This is a genomic window from Sporichthyaceae bacterium (assembly GCA_036269075.1).
Taxonomy (GTDB): Bacteria; Actinomycetota; Actinomycetes; order Sporichthyales; family Sporichthyaceae; genus DASQPJ01.
Map to the genome: position 1 here is coordinate 1 of DATASX010000073.1, position 25,355 is coordinate 25,355.

The following is a 25,355-nucleotide window of genomic DNA, read 5'->3' on the forward strand; positions in this document are numbered from 1 at the left end:
CGTCCTGCAAGTAGACCTTCGACCCACCGCGAAGCGGCGCCGCCCTCATCGGGGCGGCGCCGTTCTCATCGGGTCGACCGGTATTGCCGTCCGGAGGGATAATCCAGCAATGAGCACGTCGGGTTCCGGTCGCGCGACCGCGCAGGTCGCCGGTGGTCTGGTCGCCCTGGGCACCGCCGTCCTGGCCTACGGCGCCGGGTACGAGGTGCGCGCCTACACGCTGCGCCGGGTGACCGTACCGGTGCTGCCGGCCGGGCAGCGTCCGCTTCGGGTGCTGCACATCTCGGACATCCACCTGACCCCGGGGCAGCAGCGCAAGAGGGACTGGATCCGCGGGCTGGCGGCCCTCGAGCCCGACCTCGTCGTCGACACCGGCGACAACCTCGCGCACCTGGAGTCCGTACCCCACCTGCTGCAGGCACTGGAGCCGCTGCTGGAGCGGCCGGGCGCGTTCGTGTTCGGATCCAACGACTACTGGTCGCCGCGGCTCGGCAACCCGGCGAAGTACTTGTGGGAGCGGAACGGCAAGCACATGCCGCGGCCGATGGACCTTCCCGCCGGTGAGCTGCGCGACTCCCTGACCGACCGGGGCTGGGAGTACCTCGGCAACGCCCGGACGCGGATCAAGCTCGACGGCCGGGTGCTCGACCTCGTCGGCGTCGACGACCCGCACGTGCGCCGCGACCGTTACGACTCGGTCGCCGGTGCGGCAGACCCCGCCGCCGACCTCTCGATCGGGGTGCTGCACGCGCCCTACCTGCGGGTCCTGGATCCGATGGCCGCCGACGGGCACCAGCTGATCCTGGCCGGCCACACCCACGGTGGGCAGCTGCGGGTGCCCGGTTTCGGGGCGCTGGTGACCAACTGCGACCTGCCCCGCGGCCGCGCCCGCGGCCTGACCCGCTACCCGGACTGGCGGCTGCCCGGCTCACCGTGGCTGCACGTCTCCGGCGGCCTGGGCACCTCCCCGTACACCCCGGTCCGGCTGTGCTGCCGCCCGGAGGCGACGCTGCTCACGCTGACCGCCGTCGCCCCCTGAGGCCGGCCCGACACGCTGACGAGAACCGATTACTCGCCCCGACGTCGCCCCCGATACACTCGCCCGGCGGCGCGGGGGGAGCCTCTCCGGTTGTCCGGCAATGCAACTAAAAACTTAATATTCGGGGTGTAGCGCAGCTTGGTAGCGCGCTTCGTTCGGGACGAAGAGGTCGTGGGTTCGAATCCCGCCACCCCGACCCAAGTCAGAGGCCCTTCCGGGCGTACCGGAAGGGCCTCTGCCAGTTCGGTCTCGACGACAACCGTGGGCAGAGTTGAAACCGGTGGAGCATTCTCGCGGCCGGCCTCGTCACCCCCGTTCCAACCTTGCCCACCAGTGGCGCACCGGAGCGGCCCGGCCCCGGCCGCGGCCCCTCAGTGATGGGTTCCGGCTTCGTGGAGGGCGTGTCCGGCCGGTTCGAGTTGGAAGGTGGAGTGCTCGACGTCGAAGTGGCCGCCGAGGCAGGCCTGTAGTTGATCGAGCATCTGCGGGGCGTGGCCGTCGTGGAAGCAGCCGTCGTCGAGCACGATGTGCGCGGACAGCGTGGGCAGGTCGCTGGTCAACGTCCACACGTGAAGGTCGTGAACGTCGCGGACGTGGTCGACGGCGAGCAGGTGGGCGCGGATGTGATCGAGGTCGGTCCCGGCGGGTGCCGCCTCGAGGAGCACCCGCCCGGATTCGCGCAACAGCCCGACCGCGGCCTTGATCATCAAGGCGACGACGACCAACGAGGCGATGGAGTCCGCACGGCGGAATCCGGTGGTCAGGATGACGATGCCGGCGATCATGGTGCCGATGAACGCGTAGAGGTCGGTGACGATGTGCTGGAACGCGCCCTCGACGTTCAACGAGGCCCGGTTGGCACGCGCCAGGGTCACCGTCGCGAACAGGTTGACCACCACTCCGACCAGAGCGACCACCAGGACCGCACCGCCGGACACCGACTCCGGGTGCACCAGGCGACGCACCGCCTCGACGCTGATCAACGCGCTGATGACCAGCAGCGTGATGCCGTTGCCGGCGGCGGAGAGGATCTCGGCCCGCTTCCAACCGAACGTCCACGAGCCCTGCGCCGGGCGGGCGGACAGGCGCAGCGCCCACAGCGAGGCGCCGATCGCCCCGACGTCGGTGAACATGTGCCCGGCGTCGGACAGCAGGGCCAGTGACCGCACGAACACCGCGACGACGACCTCGAAGGCCATGAACGCGATCAGCAGCCCGAGGGTGATCCAGAGGTAGCGGCGGTCGCCGTCGGCGCTGACGCCGTGGCCGTGTCCGTGACGGCCGGGACTGCCGTGGGCGTGTCCGGCGTGTCCGATCGCGTCGGGCCGGTCGTGGTCGCAGCCCGGTGGCAACGGGTGGACCGGCATCGGGGTGTGCCCGTGGTCCTCGCCGCTCATCAGGGTCCTTCCGGGATGCCGCCGGTCATTGGTGGCCGCCACTAGTATCGCTGAATGACGATGCCGTCGCACGATCCTGGTTGTGATCTGGACCTGGGCCCGGCGGTCGCGCTGTTCCGCAGCCTCGGCGACCCGCGGCGGTTGGCGATCGTCCACGAGTTGGCCCGCGGGGAACGTCGCGTCGTCGATCTGGTGCGTGCCCTCGACCTGGCCCAGTCGACCGTCTCCGCGCATCTGTCGTGCCTGGCCGACTGCGGGCTGGTCCGGTCCCGGGCGCAGGGACGCGCGTCGTGGTTCGGGTTGGTCCGCCCGGAGCTGTCGGCACTGCTGACCGCGGCCGAGCAACTCCTGGCAGCGACCGGCAACGCGGTCGCCCTGTGTCCGGTCATCGGTATCGAGACGGCGGCAGCCGAGACCCGGTCCGCCTGACCGGGACTTGACCGGAGTCAGGTCCGCAGAACGCGAGCCGTGTTCCATGATCGAAGTCGTGGACATCGCCCGTCCGCCGGGCACCGCTCCGGTCGAGCTCTCCGGCGTGACGAAGACCTTCGGCACGCGGACCGCCGTCGCGGACATCTCCTTCGCGCTGCAACCGGGAGCCGTAACCGGGTTCCTCGGCCCGAACGGTGCCGGGAAGACCACAACCCTGCGGATGATCGGCGGGCTGATCCGGCCGAGTGCCGGACGGGTCGAGCTGTTCGGCCGCGACGCCCGACTGCCCGCCGCCCGGACCGTGCTGGGCTACATGCCCGCCGATCCGGTGTTCGTCGCCGGGCTCACCGGTCGGGAGAACCTGGACCTGTTGGCCGATCTGCGCGGGGCAGCGGCGCCGGATCGCGCGGAGGTCGCCGACGCCTTGTCCCTGCCGCCACGGGATCTGGACCTGCCGGTGCGGGCGTACTCGTCGGGCATGCGGCAGAAGCTGGCGATCGTCGCCGCGCTGCAGCACCGGCCGGAGTTGGTCGTGCTCGACGAACCGGCCAACCGCCTCGACCCGCTGGCCCACCGGGAGTTCTGCGCGGTGGTCCGTTCGGTCGCCCGCTCCGGGCGCACGGTGCTGCTGTCCTCGCACGTGCTCACCGAGGTCGAGGACATCTGCGAGAGCGTGATCCTGATGCGGGCGGGTCGGCTGCTGCAGGTCGCGGGGATCGAGCAGCTGCAACGTCAGGCCTCACGCGAGGTCACCCTGACCTACTCGGCCCCGCCGCGGCGGGTGCTCGGTGCGTTGACCGCGGTGCAGGTGGACGGTTGCGTCGTGCGGGGCCGCATCCCGGCCCACCGGACGGACATCCTGCGCGCGCTGCTGGACGGTGAGCCCGGCCTGGTGGACCTGACGGTGGTTCCCGCGTCACTGGAGGACGTCTTCCTCGACCTCTACGCCGGGGACGCGACGTGATCGCGCTGATGCTCGCGGACCTGCGGGCTCGCCGACGCAGCCTGGCCGCCATCGGCATCGGCTGCTTCGTGGTGCTCATCGCTTTCGCCAGTACCTACACCGCTTTCGGCGGCGCGCAGGGCGTGATGCGGGCGTTCGGTGCCAGCGGCTCGTTCCAGAAGATCATCGCCGCGTTGTCCGGCTCCCCCACCGCCGACATCTACACCGCGTCCGGTTGGCTCGGCTACTGCTTCTCGCACCCGATCGTGGAGTTCCTGATGATCGGGGTGGCGGTCTCCAGCGGAGTCGCCGCGGTGGCCACCGACGTGGAGACTGGGCGGGCCGAGATGCTCTACACCGCGCCGGTCTCGCGCAGCACGGTCCTGGCGGCGCGCCTGCTGGGTTGGCTGATCGCCCAGGGCGCGGTGCTGGCGTGCCTGGTGGCCGGGGCCGTGCTCGGCTCCCGGTTGTCCAGCGCGATGTCCGGCGTCTCACCGCTCGTCCCCGTCCGGGTGGGGCTGCAGTTCGCCGCGCTGCTGTACTTCCTGGGCGCCGCGGCGTTCGCCGCCTCGGCCCGCTCGCGGACCCGGGGAACGGCGCTCGCGGTCGCCATCGGAGTCGCCGCCGGGTCGTACGCGGCCAACCTGGTCGCGCTGCTGTGGAGCCCGGTGGGATTCGTCCGGCACCTCAACCCGTTCGGTTACTACAACTCGACCGCCGCCGCCCAACACGTCAACTGGCCGGACCTCGGGCTGCTCGTGAGCGCCGGGACCCTGCTGCTGATGCTGAGCCGGCATTGGCTCGAGACTCGCGACCTGACCTGACGGACATCCGGACGGCCGCGACACCCGTTCGGGTGCATTGCGAACGTCGCCCGAAAATTCCCGCAAATCCGACCTGTCCGGGGCCGCGGAGCGGCCGAATAGGGCTCAGAAACCGACGGCGAGCAACTACTTAGCAGCACCGCCCCGGTCACCTCTCGAGCGTTTTTCCCAGATCCGCCGACCACGTAGGCAGTGACCGGACCGCGCCGAATTTCGCGTCCCGTCCCGCCTTTGTCCTGCGCTGCCCTGCGCACATCCCGTGAAGGAAGCCTCCAGATGAGAATGCCCACTCGCCTTGCCGCCACGTCCTCGGTGGCCGCCATGCTGATCGCCGGCCTCGCTGCCTGCGGCACCACCAGCACCACCTCCGCCGCACCGACGGCAACCCAGCCGCGCGTCGCCTCCGCCGCCCTCATGGGCAAGGGCACCGGCAACCCGTTCGTCGACACCCGCACCGCTGCCGAGCACATGTCGATGAGCGCGGACGTCCTGGCCGGCGGCATCGCCAAGGCCGCCAAGATCCCCGGCAACGCCGACTCCAAGGCCGCCAACCTGCGCGCCGCCCTGACCTACCTGTTCACCGACCACGTGTGGATCACCGGCGTCGCAGTTGCCACGGCCTACCACGCAGGCGCCGACTCGGCCGCCTTCACGGCTGCCAAGAACGCCGTGTTGGCCAACGCCCAGGCGATCGAGGACGCGGTCACCGGACTAGTCGGCGCCGACCAGGGCAAGATCTTCAAGGCCGCTTTCGACTCCCACATCGGCGATTTCGTCAACTACGCCGTCGCCACCAAGAAGCACGACGCCAAGGGCCAGGCCGCGGCCGTCGCGTCCCTCAAGGGCTACGCCACCGCCGTCGGCGCTTACTTCAACAAGGTCACCGGCGGCGTGCTGAACGCCAAGGCCATCGAGAAGGACACCCTCGAGCACATCCTCACCACCAAGCAGGCCGTGGACGACCTGGCCGCCGGCAAGCCCACCGTGTTCGCCGACCTGAAGAAGGCCGCCGACCACATGGAGATGTCGGCGCAGGTCATCGCAGCCGGCGTCGCCAAGGCCACCAAGATGTCCGGCAACTCCAACGACAAGGCCTCCGGCCTGCGCGCCGACCTGACCCGCATGCTCGTCGACCACGTTTACACCGCCGGTGTCGCGGTCTTCATCGCCTACACCGACAAGGGCGGCCTGACCGGCAACGCTTTCAAGGCTGCCGCGGCCACCGTCGACGCGAACTCCGTCGAGATCTCCAACGCCGTCGCCTCGGTTGCCGGGAAGAAGAACGGCGGGCTGTTCCTGCAGTCGTGGCGCAGCCACATCGGCGACTTCGTCGACTACGCCAAGGCCGACGCGACCAACGACTCCGCGCTGAAGAGCAAGGCGCTCGCTGCCCTGCAGGGTTACGCGACCGCCTCGGGTGAGTTCCTGTCGAAGATCACCGCTGGTGCCCTCCCGGCCGCCGCGGTCACCGCCGACCTGAACGGCCACATCGAATCCGTCGCCGGCGCCATCGACTCGCTGAAGGCGGCGTTGGTCAAGTAGCGCCCTCCGCCCACGGCAGGCGGATCCCTGGGGAATCGGCCCCGGCACCGGAGACGGTGCCGGGGTCGCTTCATGCACGCCGTGCACTGATCCACTCGGACGGCTCCAGAACAAGGCCGGGACAGGCGTGACGCCCGAAGTGGCGTGTTGCGCCTCGGGCGTCACCAAGCTGTTCAGCAGCCGATGGCCGGCTGTTCCTGACGGCCCGTCAGGTACTCTCCGTGAGTCGGTACGGCAGAGGGAGGGGCGCGGTGTCGATCTACCTGGCGGGTCCGGCGGGGTTCACCGAGGCGGGGCGGATCCACCACCGCGAGGTGGTCGTGCCGGCAGTGCGCAACGCGGGTTTCGAGGTGCTGGACCCGTGGGCCGACCAGGGCCCGATCGGCGGACCACCCAGCGCGGCGAGCTCCGCGGAGCACCTCGCCGCGCTGCGCGAGCTGAACCTGAGCATCGGCCGCCGCAACGCCGAGATGATCCGGCAGTGCACCGGCGTGCTGGCCGACCTGGACGGCCCCGACGTCGACAGCGGCACCGCTGCCGAGATCGGATACGCGGCCGCGCTGCGCCGCCCGGTGGTGGGCTTTCGCACAGACTCCCGCTGCTCCGGCGACAACGCGGCCTCGACGGTCAACCTGCAGATCGAGTGGTTCATCGCCGAGTCCGGCGGCGTGCTGACCGACTCGCCGGCCGAGGCCGTCCGCGAGTTGCGCCGCATCCTGCCCGCGGCCGGCTGAGCGCGGCCTCAGTGCGGCAGCGCCAAGCCGGACTCGACCAGCAGCACCCCCGCGGCCGCGGCGACCAACAACGTCGGAACGACCCCGCGCCGTAAGCCGAACAGGAGCACCACCGCAGCCGCGAGCACAACGCCCTGCCACGGCTCCCGCAGCGCCCGTGCGAGCGGGACGGCCGAGCCGAGAATCGCCCCGATCGCGGCCGGACCGGCGCCGTCCAGGAACGCGCGGGCCCGCAGATTGCCACGCAGGGCGGCGAATCGAGGACCGCCGAGCAGCACGAAGACGAACGACGGCGCGAAGGCCATGAGCGCGGCGAACACGCCGCCGGCCACCCCGGCAGCGCCGTAGCCGATCACCGCGACCGTCTGGACCACCGGGCCCGGCGTGATCTGCCCGAGGGCTACCGCGTTGAGGAACCGCGCCCCGCTGAGCCAGTGGTGCCTGCCCACCGCGTCGGCACGCATCAACGGCACGATCACGAATCCTCCGCCGTAGGACAACGCCCCGACCTTCAGCGCCATCCAGACCAACGCCGACCAGGTGCCCTTCGTCGCCAGGCCGGACAACGCCCAGCCGAACGGCAGAACCGCAAGCCGGCCGGGCGACCGGAGCGTGATCTCGAGCAGTCCGCAGGCCAGCAGGACCAGCACCAACCACGGCCCGACCGCCGCCGCGGCCGTCAGACCCGCGAGCAGGTAAGCGATCCAGCGCAGCCGCCCAGCTCCGGACGGCTCCCGGGCGCGACGCCAACTCGCCGGCAGGAGGCTCGCCCCGGCCTGCAGCGCGACCCCGGCCACGGCCGCCCCGGCACCCGCGCCGGCGGCGAGCACGGCCCGCGGTGGTGCGTCAGCCAGGAACAGCGCGGCCGCCGCGAGGATCACCACCAGGCCGGGCACGATGAACGCGGCACCGCCCAGCAGCGCGCCGCGGCGACCGGCCACTCGACCCGCGCAGAAGATCGCCAATTGAGTCGACGCCGGCCCCGGCAGGAGGTTGCACGCCGCGACGGCGTCCTCGAACTCCGCCGCGGACAACCAGCCACGCTGCTCGACGCAGAGCCGACGCAGCAGGCGAATGTGGGTCGGTGGGCCGCCGAATCCGATGCAGCCGATCCGGCCCCACTCGCACAGGATCTCGCCCGGACCCGGCGGTGCCGGGTGCGGTGGGGGGTCGACCACGCGACAGAACCTAGCGGCGCGGCGGCAGGAATGCGCCGTGGGCGCCGGCATCGCCGGTGCTCCGCCTGGGACGGGCGTCCCGGGGGGAATGGCGGAGCGTGCCGGCGATGTCCCGAGCGCGTCAGTGACGGATGCGGCCCCGACAGCCGCAACCGTCACCGGCTCGGACCCGGCGGCCCCTCGGCGCCGGGCGCCCGGTCGGCCACACTGCCGCCCGGGGTGGATCGAATATGGCGGTCCGCTCGTGTGAACAACATTTGTTGGCAGGGGGCATTTTCCGCCGGATCGGAATGTCCCCGGATGTCCGGACGTGCCGTGAGCGGACGGCAAGCGCGGCTGTGAAGACCCTGGGCATGTACGCGAAAAGCTATCCAGATGACGAAAGTCCGGCTTCGATCACCTTTCGACAACGCCGTCGGTGCCGCCGACGGCCACCGTGACCGTGAGGTCGGTAACCGAGAGGGGATGCGTAATGACCCGCCGAGAGATCACCGCCCGGCACATAGCCGCCGGAGTCGAACTCTTCGTGCTCGCCGCAGCCCTGGCCGCCTGCGCCGCCTCCACCGGGAATTCGGCGACGGCCCCGGCCGGCAGCAACAGCGCCCCGGCCGCGAACACCGCGGGCACCGCCCCGGCCGCAGGTGGCTCGGCCTCGACCGGGTCGGGCGAGGAGAACGCACCGGACTCCGCCGCCACCGACGGCAACAGCGCCGCGGTCGACCCGGCCAACCCGACCGCGACCGCGTCGCCGGCGAGTGCGGATCTGACCATCAAGGACAACGTGGTCTCCCCGGCGAGCCTGACGGTCAGCCCCGGCGAGCACATCGCGATCGCCAACTCCGACGCCGTGGCCCACGCCCTGAGCGACGGCAAGGACAAATTGTCCAGCGGCGTGATGAAGGCCGAGAGCAGCGGGGCGCTGATCGCGCCGAAGTCCGCGGGCACCTACCGGCTGATCGACCCGAGCCATTCCGCCACCCACGTCACGCTCGTCGTGAAGTGACGGTAGGTCACAAAGCCTGCTGAGCGGGGTTCCCGGTGGCCCGGTACTCCGGCCGGGCCACCCGCGAGCCGGGTCAGTCGCCGGCGGCCCGCACTGAACGCAGGTGCGCAGTCCGCTTCGACCGCCGCCAACGCCGGGAGCTCGCGCCCGGGTCGTCGGGGTCGGCCGGACCGTCCGGGTCGTCGGACGGCGGCGCCACGGCCGGCAGCACGACGGTGCGGAAGTAGCCACCACCGGGACGCCCATCGTGGTCGGTGATCAGCGACCCGAAGTTGCCGGTGGTGATGATCCCGGCCAGCGCGCGGTGCCGGTTGAGCAGCAACCGGTCGGAGTCCGCGCCGGTGACCGATCCGTCCAGCGCCGTGTAGCGCAGCGCGCCGACCGGGTGGAAGTCGCGGTGCAGGTAGACGCCCAACTGCTCGATGAACTCGAGGTTCCCCAGCCGGGTGCCGAAGTCCGAGCCAAGCGGCAGATGCGGGACCAGGTCGTTGCCGAACTCCAGCCGGACGCTGTCCGGGACCAACTTCTCGTAGGCCGCGGCGAAGTCGCCGTCGCCGCTACGGGCCGCACCGAAGGTGCGCACCCTAAGGGTCCGGTGGAAGAACCGGGCGGCGACCCGCGCGGCTGCCAGCTGGGCCAACCCGCCGCCGATTCCGTGCCCGGTCAGCCAAATCGTCCCCTCCGGCCCGGCCGCGATCATCCGGACGCGGATCTGGTCGTCGAGTCGGTCCCACAACCGGTCCAGCTCGGTCACGAACCCGGCGTGCACCCGACCCGCGAACCAGCGGTGCACGATCAGGTCGGAGTCCACCGCACCGATCCACTCGGTCACCGCCGCCCGCGCGTCGGACCCCGGCTCCGGCAACGCGGACCCGAATGCCACGACCACGCCGCCGAGGGTGTTCGCGACCAGGCAGCGAACCTCGGAGCCCCAGGCCGAGACGATCTGGGCGTCGGCCACTCCCGGCGAGGTCGAACCGATCAGGAACGCCGTGGTGGACGAGTCCGGCAACGGGCCGTCGACGGTCGCTGCGGCGGCCACGTAACAGGCACAGAGCAGGCGGGGCAGCGCGGCGCGTTCCTCCTCCGCTTCCTCGAGGACGGCCGGTGCGGGCTGCGGCGCCGGCGTGGTCAACCGCAGGACCGCAGCGACCCGGACCGGGATCTCCTCCTCGTCCTGCTCGACCTCGGCGAGGACCTCCTCGACCGGCAGGTCGAGCCCAGCCGCCCGACGGCGTGCCTTGCGCAGTGGAGACAACTTGGGTACCCGACGCCGGATCGGGCGTTGCTCGCCGGGGATCTCGCAGATCTCGACCAGGTACTGGGCGGCCAGCCCGAGGACCACGGCGCCCAGCAGGACCAGCACCACGACCGCCGCACCGGAGTTGCGGGCCGACCCGGACCGGTTCGTGGACGTGCCCGGCAGCATCCAACTCCAGTCGAACAGCGCCAGCGCCGAGAACGCCGCCCGCACCAGCACCCCACGGCCCAACGCCGTGCGTTGCGCAGCCGGCCTGGCCCGCATCGCACTGGTCGCACCGAGCACGGTGCTAACCGCGGCCAGCAGGCAGAACAGCACGAGCCAACCGGGTGAGGTGCCGCGGGAGGCGTCAGTGGCGCCGAGTGAGGTGACCAGAGCCGCGTAGGCGCCGAGCACCTCGACCGGGATCCAGTCGAGGATCACGCGCAGGCCGTCCTCGGTCGCCCGGGAGCCGGCTGCGCCACGCGCACGCACGTGGCCCACGCCAATCCCGAATGCAGTCATCTCGAACCCACCCCGTGCCAGACCTGGTACCCGACCCCCGCGCGGGCGGCACCCCGAGATGGAACGTAATCGTGGCGACGGCGTTGGGAACCCCATCCGGGGACGGTCATGACAGACGCACATGAATCCGACGCGGAAAAAACCAATTCCCCGGGCGCGGCGCATAGTCGGCGTGCGGAAGGGAAAGACCACACGCTCAAGATCTGGCGCCCGAACGCCGACCTTTCGGTCGTGGAGCAACTCGAGGCGCACGCCGGGTCCGGGCACGGCAGACGGCGCCTGTACGTGACCACCTCGGACGGGCGAACCGTCGGTTGGGTCGACCTGCTGACCGGCCAGACACAGCTGGACGACCCGCTGCTGTTGGAGCGGTTCGAGGCCTCCGTCGCGCAATGGCAGGCGCGCAACGGCCAACCGTTGCCTGGCCAGCGCAAGAAGGCCGAACGCACCAGGGAATTCGGCGACCTGGCCGGGAACCTGCCCGGCGTCGCGGCCCGCGCGCACTCCCGCCGACTGCGCGCGCAGGCCCCGTTGCGGTCGTTCCTGTCCCGCCTGGTCGGCGTCCGGACGCAGGAGCGCGCCTGGCGCGTGCAGGCCGACGGCGAGGACATCGTCTGGCACGACCTCGCCCGGCTCGACACCCGCTGGCGGGTGCTGCACGCGATCCGCGTCGGCGGCGTGGACATCGATCACCTGGTGATCGGGCCCTCGGGCGTGCACACCGTCGACACCCGACATCACCCGGGCGGCCGGATCTCGGTCGCCCGCCACCACGTCCGGGTGAACAGTCGGGCGGTGGGTTGGATCCACGAGTCGCGCCGGGACGCCGAACGGGCCGGGTTGTTGTTGTCCGCCGCATCCGGATCCACGGTCGCTGTGCAGCCGATCATCGCGGTGGTCGGCGCCCGGCGGATGACCTTCCAGGAGCACCCCAAAGGGATTCTCGTCGTGCCGCACCGCGAGTTGCGTCTGCACCTGGAGAGCGAACCTCCGGTGCTGTCGGCGCGGACCGTCGACCTGCTCCACTCGGTGGCCCGCCGGCCACAGACCTGGATCGGGCATTGATCTGACGTGACGTCAGGATCGGGACGAGGGGTCGGCACCGCGTAGCGATTAGCTGATTCGGCGTACGGATCGCGTCAGGACGGCTGTGCAGCGGGCCTCGGGCGGGTTGCATCGGATCAGCAACTGCTTCCCTACCGGGAGTCCCGATGCCGAACGATCCGACCGCTCCGGGCCGCTCCGTGGCGCCCACGCCGCTGTTCGTACCGGTGCGGTACCGCAGCCAATCGCTGTCCCTGCGCCTGTTCGCGACCCGGATGGGCGGCCGTACCGCGGTCGCCTTCAGCACGCGGGAGCGACTCCTCGGCCTGCTCGGACCCGGCCAGGCCTGGGTCCGACTGACCGACGCCGCGGTGCGCGGGCTGACCCGACCCATCGGCGTCACAGAACTGATGGTCGACCCGGTGCTGATCGCCGCACCGCCCGGACCCGGGCGGGGGAAGACGATCGCGGCAGTGGCCGAGGTCTGTGTCGTGCCTGCGGTGCCCGGCGACGCGGCGGTCGTGGCCTGACCGAAGCGAGGAGACCAGGAGAACCCGGTGAAAACGTTGACCCATCGGAGTCCGCCGACCGACCAGGCGCCGGGCGCACGACGGCTCGGCCTACCCTGGCCTGCCGGCGCGATGTGCACCGACGGTGCACTGCAACTGGGCGGGGTGGACGTCGCCGAACTGGTGGAGCGCTACGGCACACCGATCTACGTCCTCGACGAGAACGAGTTCCGGGCCCGCGCCCGGCGCTACCGGCAGCTGTTCCCACAGGCCCGGATCCATTACGCCGCAAAGGCTTTCCTCTGCCGGGAGGTGGCCCGCTGGGCGCAGTCCGAGGGGCTCGGGATCGATGTGTGCTCGCTGGGCGAGCTGACCGTCGCGTTGGCCGCCGGGATCGCTCCGGGGGACCTGATCCTGCACGGCAACGCCAAGAGCCCCGAGGAACTCGCCGAGGCAGTGCGCGTGGGCGTCGGGCGGATCGTGCTCGACGACCTGTCCGAGGTCCAGCGCATCGCCGCGTTGGTTCCGCGCAATCAGCAGCAGGCGGTGCTGATCCGCGTCGTGCCGGGCGTGTCCGCCGGCGCTCATGCCGCGGTGCGTACCGGCGTCCAAGCAGCGCAGTTCGGCCTCTCGACGCACGACGGTTCTGCCGAGGAGGCCGTGCGTCGGGTCCTCGAGCAGCCTCGACTTCTCCTGGCGGGCCTGCATTGCCACCTCGGTTCGCAGATCACCGGCGTGACCCCGTACCTGCAGGCGATCGACGAATTGACCCGTGTGCTCGCGGTGCTGCGGGACCGGCACGCAGTGCACCTGCCGGAGTTGAACATCGGCGGCGGCCACGCGGTGGCCTATCGGCGCGATGACCCGGAGCTGGACCTGGACCGGTTCGCCAGGTCGGTGCCACAACGCCTCGCGCAGCGATGCGAGCAGTTCGGCCTGCCGGTTCCGCAACTGGTTCTCGAGCCGGGACGGGCGATCGCCGGGCCGTCGGCGATAGCGGTGTACCGGGTACTCGCGGTCAAGATTCGCAAGGGCGGACGTCGGTTCGCGGCGGTCGACGGCGGCATGAGCGACAACCCGCGCCCGGCGTTGTACGGCGTGCGTTACACAGTGCGCCACCTCGGGCGGTCGGACAGCGGGAACCTGCTCCCGACTGCAGTCGTCGGCCGGCACTGCGAGACGGGCGACGTGATCAACGACCGGGCCAACCTGCCTGCCGACCTGCACCCCGGGGACCTGCTGAGCACCCCGGTGGCCGGTGCGTACCACCGCTCGATGGCCTCGACGTACAACCTCGTCGGCCGGCCCCCAGTAATAGCCGTCCGCGACGGAGCACATCGAGTGCTGATCCGCCGCGAGACCGTGGCCGATCTGCTCGCCCAGGACGAGGACTGAGCAATTGTCGATCTTCCTGACGGGAGGTCAGAAGTCGATAAATCCTGGCTCCGGCACCCGTCGCGGCTGAGCGGCTTCTCAGATTCGGGTGATTTGCCCGGGTTCTTTACTGTGTGCGGACTAATTTTGCGCGCCGACATGTGCGAGCGCTGGCCATCAGCTGGGGCATGTGCGACTGTCGTCACCTGCCGCTGGCGTTTTGGGGGTCCCGGGATGGGTTTGCGAGCGGTATCGCGATTCGGGTGCGCTGCCGCGTTGCTCGTCGCCACGGCCTGGTCCGGAACGGCGACCGCCGCGGCCGATGCATCGAGCGCCAGCTCCCGAGCCGTGGTCGAGTTCGCGACGACCTCGCCGCACGGCGCCCCGAGCGGTATCGCCTTCGGCAGCGACCGCACCATGTGGTTCACCGAGGAACTCGGCGGCCGGCTCGCCACGATCGACCCGTGGACCCACCGGGTCGACGAGTACCCGCTGGCGATCCCGTTCGCCTCGCCCCGGCAGATCACGGCCGGCCCGGACAAGCACATGTGGTTCACCGACGTCGGTACGAACGCGATCGGGCGCATCGATCCGCACACCCACGTCGCGACGGAGTTCCCGGTCGCCGGGGCACAGAAGCCGTTGTCGATCGCCGCGGGCCGCGACGGCGCGATGTGGTTCACCGAGCCGTTCGCCGACCACATCGGCCGCATCGACCCGACCACGCACGTGATCACCGAACTTCCCGTCTCGCCGGCCGGCGGCACCGGGCCGCTCGAGCTGACAGCGGCCGGCGACTACCTCTGGTTCACTCAGCAGACCGGCGGCAAGATCGGGCGCATCGACACCCGGACCCGGCAGATCACCGCGTTCGCGCTGCCGGACGCGGCGGTGACCCCGTACGGGATCACGCCCGCGTCGGACGGCTCGTTGTGGTTCACGGATTTCGTCGGACAGGCGATCTGGCGGCTCGACCCGGTGACGGGCGACTCGAAGCGCTACCCGTTGGCCCCGCAGAGCGACCCCACCGGGATCCTCGTCGGGCCGGACGGCGCGATGTGGTTCACCGAGTTCGGCACCGACCAGATCGGGCGCATCGACCCGACCACCGGAGCGCTGAAGGAGTTCCAGACCCCGACGCACGGCAGCGCTCCGGACGGCATCACCGCCGGCCCGGACCGGGCGTTGTGGTTCACCGAGTTCGGCGGGAGCAAGATCGGGCACATCCGCCTCGACTGAATTCCGGTCATCCTGCGGTTCAAACGTGAAATACCTGTAAGTTCTGCTGATCCTCACCGGGTAGTCATGAAAACCGGTTCCGGCGGGTCCCGCCGGAGGGAGGAGCAGCCGAACTAATGACCTTCGACCCGGCGGACACCCGTCTACGTATCCGGCACGGCCCGTCCGGTGAGGTACTGGTGGCGGGCTCGGTGGATCTGAGCGGTGCCCGCGCGCTGCGCCGTGAGCTGACGGCAGCAGCCGCCAGGCACCGACCGCTGGTCGTGGACCTGACCGCTGTCCAACTGCTGCAGAGCGTCGGGGTCGCGGTGCTGCACGACCTGGCCGACCACGGCCTGGTGCTGCGGACCCGGACTGGCTCGGCAGTCGCCTCGGTCATCCGGATCACCGGCCTGATCCATGTCGCGTCGATCGAGTTCGTCGAACCGGAGCAGGCCTGCGACGGCACGCATCGGCCGCCGGAGCCTGCGGGCGAGGCCTGAACCCGGGGAAACTGAACGCGCCCGGATCGATGACAGGCAACGCCGCTCCTCCGACGAAACCCGAGAGCACCCCGATCCGGGCGCGCTCGACCGGCCGCTGTCTCGCCCGGGCACATCGCCACCCGCCGCCTTTTCGACCGGCGCTCGAGCCGACCACGGCACGTTCGGATGACTTGCCCGAAACGGCTCAGGCATGCCTGTCCAGCGCCGATCCCGGACATCTGCTCGACGAGCTCGCGCTGTAATGCGGTGGTCGACCGCGGCTGCGCCCCCGGAGCCCGGCCGCGGTCGACCGGCTGCAGTCTAGTTTAGGTAAGGCTTACCTTTGCAACATGACGTGCCTCGCCCGCACCGATCCTGCTGGTACCGCCGGGGCCGACCGCCGAGACGATCCGCCGCGCACCGACCGAGATGTTGCTGGAGGGCCTGGCCCGCTGCGTCGCCGACGACGGGGGCTTGCGCAGCCACGCCCTGCTGGAGATCAGAGGGGCGGTGCGACCTCTGCCGGGCGACCGACGGGGCCCCGCCGCGGTGGCCCTCTACGACAACCTGGGCCGCGAGGAACTGCTCGACGCCGTGGTCGACCACGAGTGGCGCTTGTGGAGGTGATTGCTCGGACGGCCCTGTGGCACCTGCCGCAGGCCTGCGTCCCGGTCGATCTGGCCGAGGTCGCGCAGGCCCGGATCGACGAGGTCCTGCGCCACTCCTCGCGGGTGTGCCCGCGCCTGAACCTGGACCACGCGGAGATTGCCGAGGCGGTGGCCGGCGAGCCGGCCTGGTTCGTCGAGGTCGATCGTTTCGGGGCGACCCTGGGTCTGCACGACCGGCTGGACGAGGTACTCCGCGTGCACGTGCACCGGCCCTGCGAGACGCTCCAGGACCTGCACGTCGCGATCGCGCACAGCCCGTTGCCGCGTCCGGCCCCGGCGGCGGAGGGGGTGCTCCCGGCCCGGCGCCGGCACGGCTGAGAACCGTCAGGGCAGGCGGACGACCCCGATGAAGAAGTCGTCGATCTGGCGCACGACGCTGATGAACTGCTCGAAGTCGACCGGCTTGGTGACGTAGGCGTTGGCGTGCAGCCGGTAGCTGCCGACGACGTCGTCGTGAGCGCCGGAGGTGGTCAGCACCACAACCGGGATCAGGCTCAGGTCCGGGTCGGCCTTGATCTCGGCGAGCACCTCGCGCCCGTCCTTACGGGGCAGGTTCAGGTCGAGCAGGATCAGGCCCGGGCGGGTGGCGCCTTCGTAGGGCCCCTCGCGGCGCAGGTACGCCAGGGCCTCGACCCCGTCGTTGACCACGGTCAGGTTGTTGCGGATCTTGTGGTCGGTAAAGGCCTCCTGAGTCATCAGGACGTCGCCCGGGTCGTCCTCGACCAGCAGGACCTCGATCAGCTCACCCACCATGGTTCTCCGTTCCGTTGCGCGACTCGGCCCTAGCAGGCTCTGCCGATCAGGCCTTAGCGGGCAGGGTCCAGTGGATCACGCTGCCGCCGCCCCACGGGTGCGGGCCGGTCTCCAGCCAGATCCGCCCGCCGTGGTGCTCCACGATCTTGCGGCACAGCGCCAGGCCGATCCCGGTGCCGGGATAACGATCCTTCGGGTGCAACCGCTGGAAGATGACGAACACCCGCTCGGCGTAGTCGGCCTCGATACCGATCCCGTTGTCGATGCACGTGAAGTGCCAGAACTCGCCCTCCCGCTCGGCGGCCAGCTGCACGCGCGGCGCGGCGTCCGGGGTGCGGAACTTGACCGCGTTGCCGATCAGGTTCTGGAACAGCTGGGTCAGCAGCGTCGCGTCGCCGGGCAGGGTCGGCAGCTCGCGGACCTCGATGTCCGCATGCGTCTCGGCCAGCGTCTGCTCCAGCGCGGACAGCGCGTGACCCAGTGACCGGGCGGTGTCGACCGCCTCGGTGAACTCGGAGGAGCGCCCCACCCGGGAGAACGCGAGCAGGTCGATGATCAACTGCTGCATCCGCGTGGCGCCGTCGACCGCGAACTCGATGTACTGGTCGGCCCGCTCGTCCAGCTGTCCGGAGTAGCGCTTCTGGAGCAGCTGGCAGAAGCTCGCCACCTTCCGCAGCGGCTCCTGCAGGTCGTGCGAGGCGACGTAGGCGAACTGCTCCAACTCCTCGTTGGAACGGCGCAGCTCGCCGGCCTGCTCGGCCAGTTCGGCCGACTGGGCATCCAGCGCCTCGGCCTGCGCCCGGATCTCGGCCTCCGCGCGCCGGGAGCTGTACAGCTCGGCCACGATCCGGCTGCGCATCGCCTCCACGTCATCGGCCAGCGCCCCGAACTCCCCAGGCCCCCGGACGGTGACCGTCTGCTCGAAGTGGCCGGCGGCGCCGCCCCGGGTCAGCGCGATCAGATGGGCGACTGGCCGCAGCACCAGCCGACGCAACGCGAACCAGAGTCCGACCGCAGCCAGGGCCACGAGCAGGAAGGCCGTCGCGCCGACCATCCGCAGCCGGGTCAACGCCCCGTCCAGCCGGCTGTGGCCGGTGTTCCGGTCCACCGAGATCGCCATGCTCAGCGCGTCGACCTTGGCTCGCAGCGTGTCGAACCGGGTCTTGCCCAGGTTGGCCTGGATGCTCGGCTGCTGCCCGGCCGGGGCGGCCTTGGCCGCGGCGATGGCCGGTTCTGCGTATTCGGTGCGCCAGGCGTCGGAGGCCGCGGTAACCATCCCCAGCGCGGCGCCCACCCGCGCGTCGGGCAGGTAGGACCGGATCGCCGCGACCGCGGCGGTCGAGGCCGCCAGACCGTTCTGGTACGGCTCGAGGAAGCTCTCGTCGTGGGAGAGCAGGTAGCCGCGGACGCCGGTCTCCTCGTCCAGGTACGCCTCGGTCAGCGCCGCGGACTGCACGGTCGCCGGGGAGACGTGGTCGACGAGAGCGCGGGCGTCGGAGTCGACGCGGTTCAGCGCCAGCAGCGACAGGAAGCCGCCGACGACCAGCACGACGCCAACAATCAGCAGCACAACCCGCAGGCGCGCCCGCAGCGTCACGCCGTACGGATTCACCCGACGGCCGCCGGCGGGGCGTGGGCCAGGACCAGCAGCGCCAGGTCGTCGGTCAACGGGCCCCCGTTGCGTTGCTCCACAGCCTCGATCACCACGTCGGTCCAGACCTCCGGGTCCGGGGTGATCTCCCGAGTCACCCGCAGCAACGCGGCAAACTCGTCAAGGCCGAAGCGGGGCTGGGACCCGGGCGCGGCCCGGCCCTCGAAGATGCCGTCGGTGTAAAGCACGATCTCCCAGCGGGCTCCGAGCTTGATCTCGGAGGCCGCCCAGTCGTGCCGGCCGCGGATGCCGAGCGGGACACCGGTGGGCAGGTCGAGCAGCTCCCCGTCGAGCACGGGCGGCGGGTGGCCGGCCAGGTAGACCCGGGCCGAGCTGTGGTCGCCGGCGACGCGGATCATGCAGACCGTGGCGAACACGTGGTCCTGCGCGCGCTCGTGCCCGAGGACCTCGGACAGCACCGGCAGGATGCGCTCCTCCTCGTTGCCGGCCAGCACCAGCGTGCGCCAGGCGACCCGCAGACACACCCCGAGGGCGGCCTCGTCCGGGCCGTGCCCGCACACGTCGCCGATGACCGCGTAGACGGTGCCGTCCGGGCACTGGACGACGTCGAAGAAGTCGCCGCCGAGCAGACCCAGCCCGCCCGGCCGGTACCGGGTCAGCACCGAGACGGCGTCGTCGAGGACGATCGCGACCGGCAGCAGGCCGCGCTCCAGCCGGGCGTTCTCCGCGGCCACCTGCCGGGCCTCGGCCAGTTCCCGGGCGGTCTCCTGGGCAGCGCGCCGTTCCACGGCGTACCGGATCGTGCGAGCCAGCAGCTGCGGTTCGACCTGGGCCTTGGCCAGATAGTCCTGGGCGCCGAGGGCGACCGCGCGGGCGCCGAGGTACTGGTCGGCCAGGCCGGTCAGCACGATTACCGCGGTGTCCGGGGCGGCCGCGAGCACGACGTCGAGCCCGGAAAGTCCGAAGGAGTCGGGCAACTGCAGGTCGAGCAGCACGCAGGCCGGGCGGGAGCGCAGCACCTCGCGCGCCTCGGCCATGCTGCGGACCCAGACCAGCTGGGCATCGGGTGCGGCGTCGGAGAGCATCTCCCGGACCAGCAGGGCGTCGCCCGCGTCGTCCTCGATGAGCAGGACCGAAACTGCACCCGTCGCGGCGACCGCGGCCTCCCAACGGCCCACAGACCGTTCGGCCTGGTCGCCGCCCAGCGCAGCCATCGGTCATTCCCCCCGAATCAATCGCTGCGGCCGTCCACCGGCACCCGGACGGATCGGCCGTTAGGGACAACCGCGAGCCGACACAGTACCTGTCGCTGTCGGTGACGTGCCTGCGACGTCCGTGTGCGGGATTATCGTTCTCGTGGTCCGGGTAACCCGCGTCCAGGGTGGAGTGGCGGACGACCACCGCGGGCGGCACCGGGAAGGCCCAGCACGATGACGGACGGGTCGTTTGCCGAGACGATCGACCCCTCCGCGGGGGGTGCGGGCCTGGGGCGGGCACGCGACAACCTGCGCGCCTGGCTGTCCCGTTGCGGGGTTCCGGAGCCGGCTCTGCACGAGATTCTCATCGCGTGCGGCGAGGCCTGCGCCAACGCTGTGGAACACTCCGGAGCTCGCATGCACACCGGCCGGCCGGGCATCTCCGTCACGGCGACCCGGAGTACCAGCGGCGTCCAGATCGTCGTGGCCGATCATGGTGCGTGGAAGATCGCTGCGTCGGAACCGTCGGTGCCCTCGGGCGGCCGGGGCCGAGGGCGGATGATGATGGCCGCGTTGGTCGATCACCTGGACATCCGGACCGGCCCGGACGGGACGACGGTGGAACTGATCAAGGAGTTGCCGTAGATGCCGAGCGAAACCCCCAGCCACGGCGCTGGTGCGGCCGACAGCGAGTCGCCGGACCGGTTGTCGATCGAGCAGGCCGCCGACGGCACGGTCGTGCTGAGCGGTGAGATCGACCCGTCCAACGTCGACCGACTGCGGGCGTCACTGACCAAGCTGCGCGGCGCGGGCCAACTGGTCGTGGACCTGCAGCGGGTGAGCTACCTGGACAGCGCCGGGGTCTCGGCGCTGTTCGACGCCGCCCACGCCGACCTTCGTCTGCTGGTGCGCGCGGACACGGCGGTCGCGACCGTGATCAAGATCTGCGCGCTGCCGTTGGTCGCCCAGGTGGAGTACGTCCCCGCTTAGCGGGACGCCGACTGGAGGATCTCGGGGAGACTCCCGGCCGCTCGGGGTCAGCCGGGCACCGAACGGCCGGAAGCGCTGGCCCCGCCGGCGGGGCGACTGACCTGGTGATCTCGGCCCGGAAGCGCGTTGCGCAGCTACCCGAGGCATCGCCCCGCAGCGGGTGCGCCACTACTTCCCGGCTCCCCAGCACCACAAACAATCCTCACCCGATTTGCGTGGGCCTGTGAGACGTCCCACAGAAGTGGTCGGTTTGCGGTCGGGCCGCCTAGGTATACCCACTAGGCACGGCCCGAACGGCAAGCTGGGCCGGGCTACCGGGGTCGGTCACACAGCTGGCCAAAGGCACCGGGTTGTTGTGAAGGCACTCGACATGAGGAGTCACGGAACCAGCCCCACTCTTACCGAACTCGAGAGCGTCGCCGGTGCGCGGCCGCGTCGTGAACTTCGTCGGCGCGACCTGGTTGACATGAGCGACACCGAGCTGTTCCAGACCATGCGGGCCGTCGGCCAGGTCGAGCGGGACCGCGTTCGTGACGTGCTTGTGCACCGCCACACCGGGCTGGTGCGTTGGCTGGCGTCGCAGTACGCGCACCCGGGCGTCGAGATCGACGAGCTGCGGCAGGTCGGCTTCCTCGGCCTGGTCCTGGCCGTGGACCGTTTCGACGTCGACCGTGGGCACGACTTCCTGACCTTCGCCCGGCCGACCGTGCAGGGCGAGATCCGTCGGTGGTTCCGCGACAAGCGACGCTGGATCCGGCTGCCGCGACGGCTGCAGGAGGCCAAGGCCGCCCTGCGCGAGTCCACCGAGGTGCTGACCCACCGACTGGGACGCGAGCCCTCGAACGCCGAGCTCGCCGAGCACTCCGGGCTGACCGAGAAACTGGTCGCCGAGGCACGGGCCGCGGACGACACCTTCACCACCGCGTCGCTGGACGCGCCGCTCGGGTCGGCCGACGGCGAGGAGTCGTTCACGGTGGCCGACACCCTCGGCACCGACGACGAGCGCATCGGCCTGCTGCTGGAGTGCGAGACCCTGCGTGGCCTGATCCACGACCTGCCGGAGCGGGAGCGGCGCATCCTCCACATGCGCTTCTACCAGGAGCAGACGCAGGCCCAGATCGGCTCCGAGTTGGGCATCTCCCAGATGCATGTCTCGCGGCTGCTGGCGCGCACGCTCGACCGGCTACGCACCGGGATCGTCGAGGACGTTCCCGCCGCGGCCTGACAGACCCGCCCGGTGCAACTCGGCGGCCGACTCCGATCCAGGGGTCGGCCGCTGTGTTTTGTCGGCCGCTGTGTTCTTGTCGGGGTCCTACCGGCGGTCGGAGCGGGCCGGGATCTGGCTCGGGTTCGCCGGCGCCGGGACGATCTCGATGGTCGCGACGATCTCCAGCGAGCAGATCTGGAGCACGCGCGCCGTCGGCGAACCCTCCATCACACGAACCGTCATCGAGTTGGTCTCGGCGTGCTCGAACAGCTCCGCGACCCCTGGGCTACCCAGGTAGCCGACCCCGGTGAGGTCGACGACCAGGGAATCCCCGCCGCCGATCTCCTCGAGCACCCGGTGCACGTCGGGGGCATTGGCCAGGTCGATCTCGCCGCGGAACGCGACCTCGCCCGGGCCGAGGATGTCGAAGCTCATCCGGTCGTTGCGGACCGCCCGCGCGCGCCGGGTCGCGGCAGCCTCGGAGTCGGATGATTCCGTGACGTCCGCCGGTTGCGACTCGGCCACCAGCACCTCCAGCGGCAGACGAAAAGCCCGTGTTGCCGAAGGGTAAGGCACGGATCGGCCGGCTGTTCGGCGGGCGGCCGGGTGGGAAACCGCCGACGTATGAGGGCAGGGTGGCAGCGTGACCGAGACGCCGCGCCGCAGCTGGGTCGAGCAGATCATGGGGATGCCGATCAGCGTGCTGGCCCGCGGACCGGGTGCGCATGACCCGGCCGCCGCCGCTGCCGTCGCCGCGGTGCACGAAGAACTCCGGGCGGTCGACGCGACGTTCTCCACGTATCGCGCGGACAGCGCGGTGTCCCGGATCAACGCGGGGACGCTTGACCTGGCCGACGCGGGCCCCGCGGTGGCGCAGGTCGCCCGGGAGTGCGCTGCCGCCCAGGTCCGCACGCACGGACTGTTCGACGCGGACCGCCCCGACGGCACCTGGGACCCCTCCGGGATGGTGAAGGGCTGGGCCACCGAGCGCGCGGCGCGGCTGCTGGCCGCCGTGCCGGTCGACTGGTGCCTGAACGCCGGCGGCGACGTGGTCGTGCTCTCGCACAGCGGAGCGGACTTCGGCGTCGGGATCGCCGACCCGTACGACCACCAGGGCGTGATCGCCGTGGTGCGGTGCTCGCGCGGCGGGGTGGCGACGAGCGGCTCCGCTGCCCGCGGCGCCCACCTGTACGACCCGCGCACCGGCGCCCCTGTCGGCGGCGGCCTGGCCTCCGTGACCGTCGTCGGCCCGTCGTTGCAGGTCGCCGACGTGCTGGCGACCGCGGCGTTCGTGGCCGGCGCCGGCTGGGCGGAGCTGCTGGCGGGCGAACCGGACTACTGCGGGCTGGCCGTGACGACCTCCGGCGAGCTGGTCTCGACCCCCGACTGGGCGATGCCCCCCGCAGATCATCGATGATCGGGGAGAGTTCTCTCATACGCGGGCGGGCTTCTCTCATACGCGGGGCTCACAGGCAACACGAAGCTGCCCCGAAGCAACGCGACGGCGTGGGGCGGCACATTTCCTGGGTGACCACCACCTACGACGTCGGGCCCACCCAGCGCGCCGGGACGCCGGTCCGGCGGCGCGCCGACGCGGTAACCGCGATCTGCTGGGCCCGGGCCACGATCGTCGCGGGCCTGTGGCTGGCCGGCGGCAACCTGGCCGACCTGCGCGGGACGCACGGGGCGGTGCTGGAGTCGCTGGGTCGCCTGGCCGGGCTCATCGCGGCCGACCTGTTGCTGATGCAGGTGCTGCTGATGGCACGCATCCCGGCGATCGAGCGTCACTACGGCCAGGACGAACTGGCCCGGCGGCACCGATGGGTCGGGTTCGCCTCGGTCAACCTGCTGCTGGCGCACGTCGGGCTGATCACCGTCGGCTACGCGCTCACCGACAACTCCGGCATCCCCGCCGAGGCCTGGTCATTGCTGACGACGTACCCGGGGATGCTGCTCGCCACCGCGAGCACCGCCCTGCTGATCCTGGTCGCGGTCACCTCGATCCGGGTCGCGCGCCGCAAACTGCGCTACGAGTCGTGGCACCTGCTGCACCTCTACGCCTACCTGGGCGTCGGGCTGAGCGTGCCGCACGAGATCTGGACCGGCTCGGACTTCGCCTCCTCGGGCCTGGCCCGGATGTACTGGTGGGGTTCCTACGCACTCGCCGCCGGCGCAGTCGTCGGCTACCGGGTCGGCCTACCGGTCGCCCGCAACCTGCGGCACAACCTGCGGGTGGCCGAGGTGGTCGCGGAGAACGCCCACGTGGTCACCGTCCGGATGACCGGCCACGCGCTGGACCGACTGCCGGTCGACGCCGGGCAGTTCTTCGTGTTCCGCTTCCTCGACGGGCCCGGGTGGACCCGCGGCAACCCGTACTCGTTGTCGGCGGCACCGGACGCCACCGGCATCCGGATCACGGTCAAGGACCTGGGCGACGGCAGCGGCCGGTTGGGCCGGTTGCAGCCCGGCACCCGAGTGCTGATCGAGGGCCCGTACGGCCGGCTGACCGGGTCCCGGCGCACCCGGGCCCGGCTGGTGCTGCTGGCCTGCGGCATCGGCGTCACCCCGATGCGGGCTTTGCTCGAGGAGCTGCCCTACCTGCCCGGCGAGGCCACACTGATCTACCGCGCGGGCAGCGCGGCCGACCTGATCCTCAAGACCGAACTCGACGAGTTGGCCGCCCGCCGCGGGGTCACCGTCCACTACCTGCCCGGCCCCCGGGTGCCCGACCGCGACTCCTGGCTGCCCGCCGAGGCCGGGCACTGGCCGGACCCGCAGGCCCTGCTGCACCTGGCCCCCCACCTGCTCGACTCCGACGTCTACGTGTGCGGCCCGCTGCCCTGGATGGACAGCGTCCGGACCGCGGCGACGGCCGCCGGACTGCCCCCGCACCGACTGCACGAGGAGCGCTTCGCATGGTGAGCCGGGCCCGGCCGAACGCCGGTCGTCGCAACGCCGCCATGGCCGCGGCCACCGGCTTGATCACCGGCCTGCTGTTTCTCTACCCGACCAGCTTCGGGCACTCCACGGGCGTCGCCGCGGCAGCGCCGAAGGCCGTCCTGGCCCCCGGCAGGGTCGTCGAGACCAACCCGGCCACAACCCCCGACGGAAGCGGCACAACCGGCGCAGCAGCGTCCGGCGGCAGCAGGACCGTCACCGGCTCCGCAGCGCAGACCCGCTACGGCCCCGTGCAGGTGCAGATCACCGTGAGCGGCGGCAGGATCGTCGCCGCCGAGGCGATCGAGTACCCCAGCGAGAGCGGCCGCGACCGGCAGATCAACCAGGTCGCCGTGCCGGAGCTGAACCAGGCGGTGCTCGGCGCCCAGAGCGCCGGGATCGACACGGTCTCCGGGGCCACCTACACCTCCATCGGCTACGTGCAGTCGCTGCAGTCCGCGTTGGACGCCGCGAACATCAAGACGTAGCAAGAGCCGGCGCGAAC

27 protein-coding genes and 1 tRNA gene are annotated in these 25,355 nt (G+C 71.2%); 21 read left to right on the forward strand and 7 right to left on the reverse strand.

Translation table 11 applies throughout. The annotated features are described in order from the left end of the window. The first annotated feature begins 109 nt into the window (after window positions 1–109). The gene (locus tag VHU88_12365; GenBank protein ID HEX3612472.1) at window positions 110–1,039 is read left to right on the forward strand and encodes a metallophosphoesterase; all 930 of its coding nucleotides are present in this window, start codon (window positions 110–112) and stop codon (window positions 1,037–1,039) included. A gap of 122 nt (window positions 1,040–1,161) precedes the next feature. Then, window positions 1,162–1,235, forward strand: a tRNA-Pro gene (locus tag VHU88_12370). A 175-nt stretch (window positions 1,236–1,410) separates the two neighbouring features. On the opposite strand, the gene VHU88_12375 is transcribed toward VHU88_12370, so the two are convergent. Continuing rightward, window positions 1,411–2,436 carry a cation diffusion facilitator family transporter gene (locus VHU88_12375; protein HEX3612473.1) on the reverse strand — a complete coding sequence of 342 codons (1,026 nt, stop codon included), beginning with the start codon at window positions 2,434–2,436 and terminating at the stop codon, window positions 1,411–1,413. Window positions 2,437–2,490: 54 nt separating this feature from the next. Here VHU88_12375 and VHU88_12380 point away from each other — a divergent pair, with 54 nt between their 5' ends. The 5 genes from VHU88_12380 (at window position 2,491) to VHU88_12400 (ending at window position 6,911) form a co-directional block, all read left to right on the forward strand. Further along, window positions 2,491–2,865, forward strand: coding sequence for a metalloregulator ArsR/SmtB family transcription factor (locus tag VHU88_12380; GenBank protein HEX3612474.1), 375 nt, complete (start codon window positions 2,491–2,493; stop codon window positions 2,863–2,865). A 46-nt stretch (window positions 2,866–2,911) separates the two neighbouring features. Beyond that, a complete protein-coding gene (locus VHU88_12385; protein HEX3612475.1) occupies window positions 2,912–3,832 on the forward strand; it encodes an ABC transporter ATP-binding protein in 921 nt (306 codons plus the stop codon). Beyond that, the gene (locus VHU88_12390; protein HEX3612476.1) at window positions 3,829–4,635 is read left to right on the forward strand and encodes an ABC transporter permease subunit; all 807 of its coding nucleotides are present in this window, start codon (window positions 3,829–3,831) and stop codon (window positions 4,633–4,635) included. The genes VHU88_12385 and VHU88_12390 overlap by 4 nt, the downstream gene beginning before the upstream one ends. Window positions 4,636–4,911: 276 nt before the next feature. Continuing rightward, window positions 4,912–6,177 carry a hypothetical protein gene (locus VHU88_12395; protein HEX3612477.1) on the forward strand — a complete coding sequence of 422 codons (1,266 nt, stop codon included), beginning with the start codon at window positions 4,912–4,914 and terminating at the stop codon, window positions 6,175–6,177. A 251-nt stretch (window positions 6,178–6,428) separates the two neighbouring features. Beyond that, entirely contained in the window at window positions 6,429–6,911 is a 483-nt protein-coding gene (locus VHU88_12400) for a nucleoside 2-deoxyribosyltransferase (GenBank protein ID HEX3612478.1), read from the forward strand. A gap of 8 nt (window positions 6,912–6,919) precedes the next feature. On the opposite strand, the gene chrA is transcribed toward VHU88_12400, so the two are convergent. After that, window positions 6,920–8,089: a chromate efflux transporter gene (chrA, locus tag VHU88_12405; protein ID HEX3612479.1), complete on the reverse strand. Its 1,170-nt coding sequence runs from the start codon at window positions 8,087–8,089 to the stop codon at window positions 6,920–6,922. Between the two features lie 472 nt (window positions 8,090–8,561). Here chrA and VHU88_12410 point away from each other — a divergent pair, with 472 nt between their 5' ends. Further along, window positions 8,562–9,092 carry a cupredoxin domain-containing protein gene (locus VHU88_12410; GenBank protein ID HEX3612480.1) on the forward strand — a complete coding sequence of 177 codons (531 nt, stop codon included), beginning with the start codon at window positions 8,562–8,564 and terminating at the stop codon, window positions 9,090–9,092. A gap of 73 nt (window positions 9,093–9,165) precedes the next feature. Here VHU88_12410 and VHU88_12415 read toward each other — a convergent pair whose 3' ends face one another. Then, window positions 9,166–10,857, reverse strand: a complete 1,692-nt coding sequence (locus VHU88_12415) for a hypothetical protein (protein HEX3612481.1) — start codon at window positions 10,855–10,857, stop codon at window positions 9,166–9,168. A 231-nt stretch (window positions 10,858–11,088) separates the two neighbouring features. Between VHU88_12415 and VHU88_12420 the strand changes: the two genes are divergently transcribed. From VHU88_12420 to VHU88_12450, 7 genes are all read left to right on the forward strand, one after another. After that, a complete protein-coding gene (locus tag VHU88_12420) occupies window positions 11,089–11,922 on the forward strand; it encodes a nuclease-related domain-containing protein (GenBank protein ID HEX3612482.1) in 834 nt (277 codons plus the stop codon). 146 nt (window positions 11,923–12,068) lie between these two features. Next, window positions 12,069–12,431 (forward strand): SAV_915 family protein, encoded by a 363-nt coding sequence (locus VHU88_12425; GenBank protein ID HEX3612483.1) that lies wholly within the window; start codon window positions 12,069–12,071, stop codon window positions 12,429–12,431. A gap of 111 nt (window positions 12,432–12,542) precedes the next feature. Beyond that, the gene (lysA, locus tag VHU88_12430; GenBank protein HEX3612484.1) at window positions 12,543–13,805 is read left to right on the forward strand and encodes a diaminopimelate decarboxylase; all 1,263 of its coding nucleotides are present in this window, start codon (window positions 12,543–12,545) and stop codon (window positions 13,803–13,805) included. 213 nt (window positions 13,806–14,018) lie between these two features. Beyond that, window positions 14,019–15,023: a hypothetical protein gene (locus VHU88_12435; protein ID HEX3612485.1), complete on the forward strand. Its 1,005-nt coding sequence runs from the start codon at window positions 14,019–14,021 to the stop codon at window positions 15,021–15,023. 116 nt (window positions 15,024–15,139) lie between these two features. Then, a complete protein-coding gene (locus tag VHU88_12440; protein ID HEX3612486.1) occupies window positions 15,140–15,505 on the forward strand; it encodes an STAS domain-containing protein in 366 nt (121 codons plus the stop codon). A gap of 411 nt (window positions 15,506–15,916) precedes the next feature. Further along, window positions 15,917–16,114, forward strand: coding sequence for a hypothetical protein (locus VHU88_12445; protein ID HEX3612487.1), 198 nt, complete (start codon window positions 15,917–15,919; stop codon window positions 16,112–16,114). After that, complete coding sequence (locus VHU88_12450; GenBank protein HEX3612488.1) at window positions 16,111–16,473, forward strand: hypothetical protein; 363 nt, start codon at window positions 16,111–16,113, stop codon at window positions 16,471–16,473. Before VHU88_12445 ends, VHU88_12450 begins: the two co-directional genes overlap by 4 nt. A 6-nt stretch (window positions 16,474–16,479) precedes the next feature. Here the strand turns inward: VHU88_12450 and VHU88_12455 are convergent, their stop codons facing one another. The 3 genes from VHU88_12455 to VHU88_12465 are packed head-to-tail and all read right to left on the reverse strand — an operon-like array spanning window position 16,480 to window position 19,734. Continuing rightward, entirely contained in the window at window positions 16,480–16,908 is a 429-nt protein-coding gene (locus VHU88_12455) for a response regulator (GenBank protein ID HEX3612489.1), read from the reverse strand. Between the two features lie 46 nt (window positions 16,909–16,954). Further along, window positions 16,955–18,505, reverse strand: a complete 1,551-nt coding sequence (locus tag VHU88_12460) for an ATP-binding protein (protein ID HEX3612490.1) — start codon at window positions 18,503–18,505, stop codon at window positions 16,955–16,957. Between the two features lie 11 nt (window positions 18,506–18,516). Beyond that, window positions 18,517–19,734, reverse strand: coding sequence for a SpoIIE family protein phosphatase (locus tag VHU88_12465; protein HEX3612491.1), 1,218 nt, complete (start codon window positions 19,732–19,734; stop codon window positions 18,517–18,519). Window positions 19,735–19,950: 216 nt separating this feature from the next. Between VHU88_12465 and VHU88_12470 the strand changes: the two genes are divergently transcribed. From VHU88_12470 to VHU88_12480, 3 genes are all read left to right on the forward strand, one after another. Next, on the forward strand, window positions 19,951–20,361 hold the full coding sequence (locus tag VHU88_12470) for an ATP-binding protein (protein ID HEX3612492.1): 411 nt from the start codon (window positions 19,951–19,953) through the stop codon (window positions 20,359–20,361). Next, window positions 20,362–20,706 (forward strand): STAS domain-containing protein, encoded by a 345-nt coding sequence (locus tag VHU88_12475; protein HEX3612493.1) that lies wholly within the window; start codon window positions 20,362–20,364, stop codon window positions 20,704–20,706. It begins immediately after the preceding gene. A 466-nt stretch (window positions 20,707–21,172) separates the two neighbouring features. Next, window positions 21,173–21,931 (forward strand): SigB/SigF/SigG family RNA polymerase sigma factor, encoded by a 759-nt coding sequence (locus VHU88_12480; GenBank protein ID HEX3612494.1) that lies wholly within the window; start codon window positions 21,173–21,175, stop codon window positions 21,929–21,931. An 87-nt stretch (window positions 21,932–22,018) separates the two neighbouring features. On the opposite strand, the gene VHU88_12485 is transcribed toward VHU88_12480, so the two are convergent. After that, on the reverse strand, window positions 22,019–22,438 hold the full coding sequence (locus VHU88_12485) for an STAS domain-containing protein (GenBank protein ID HEX3612495.1): 420 nt from the start codon (window positions 22,436–22,438) through the stop codon (window positions 22,019–22,021). A gap of 118 nt (window positions 22,439–22,556) precedes the next feature. Between VHU88_12485 and VHU88_12490 the strand changes: the two genes are divergently transcribed. From VHU88_12490 to VHU88_12500, 3 genes are all read left to right on the forward strand, one after another. After that, a complete protein-coding gene (locus tag VHU88_12490; protein ID HEX3612496.1) occupies window positions 22,557–23,330 on the forward strand; it encodes an FAD:protein FMN transferase in 774 nt (257 codons plus the stop codon). 110 nt (window positions 23,331–23,440) lie between these two features. Further along, entirely contained in the window at window positions 23,441–24,835 is a 1,395-nt protein-coding gene (locus VHU88_12495; GenBank protein ID HEX3612497.1) for a ferredoxin reductase family protein, read from the forward strand. After that, the gene (locus VHU88_12500) at window positions 24,829–25,338 is read left to right on the forward strand and encodes an FMN-binding protein (GenBank protein HEX3612498.1); all 510 of its coding nucleotides are present in this window, start codon (window positions 24,829–24,831) and stop codon (window positions 25,336–25,338) included. Before VHU88_12495 ends, VHU88_12500 begins: the two co-directional genes overlap by 7 nt. Window positions 25,339–25,355: the final 17 nt, after the last annotated feature.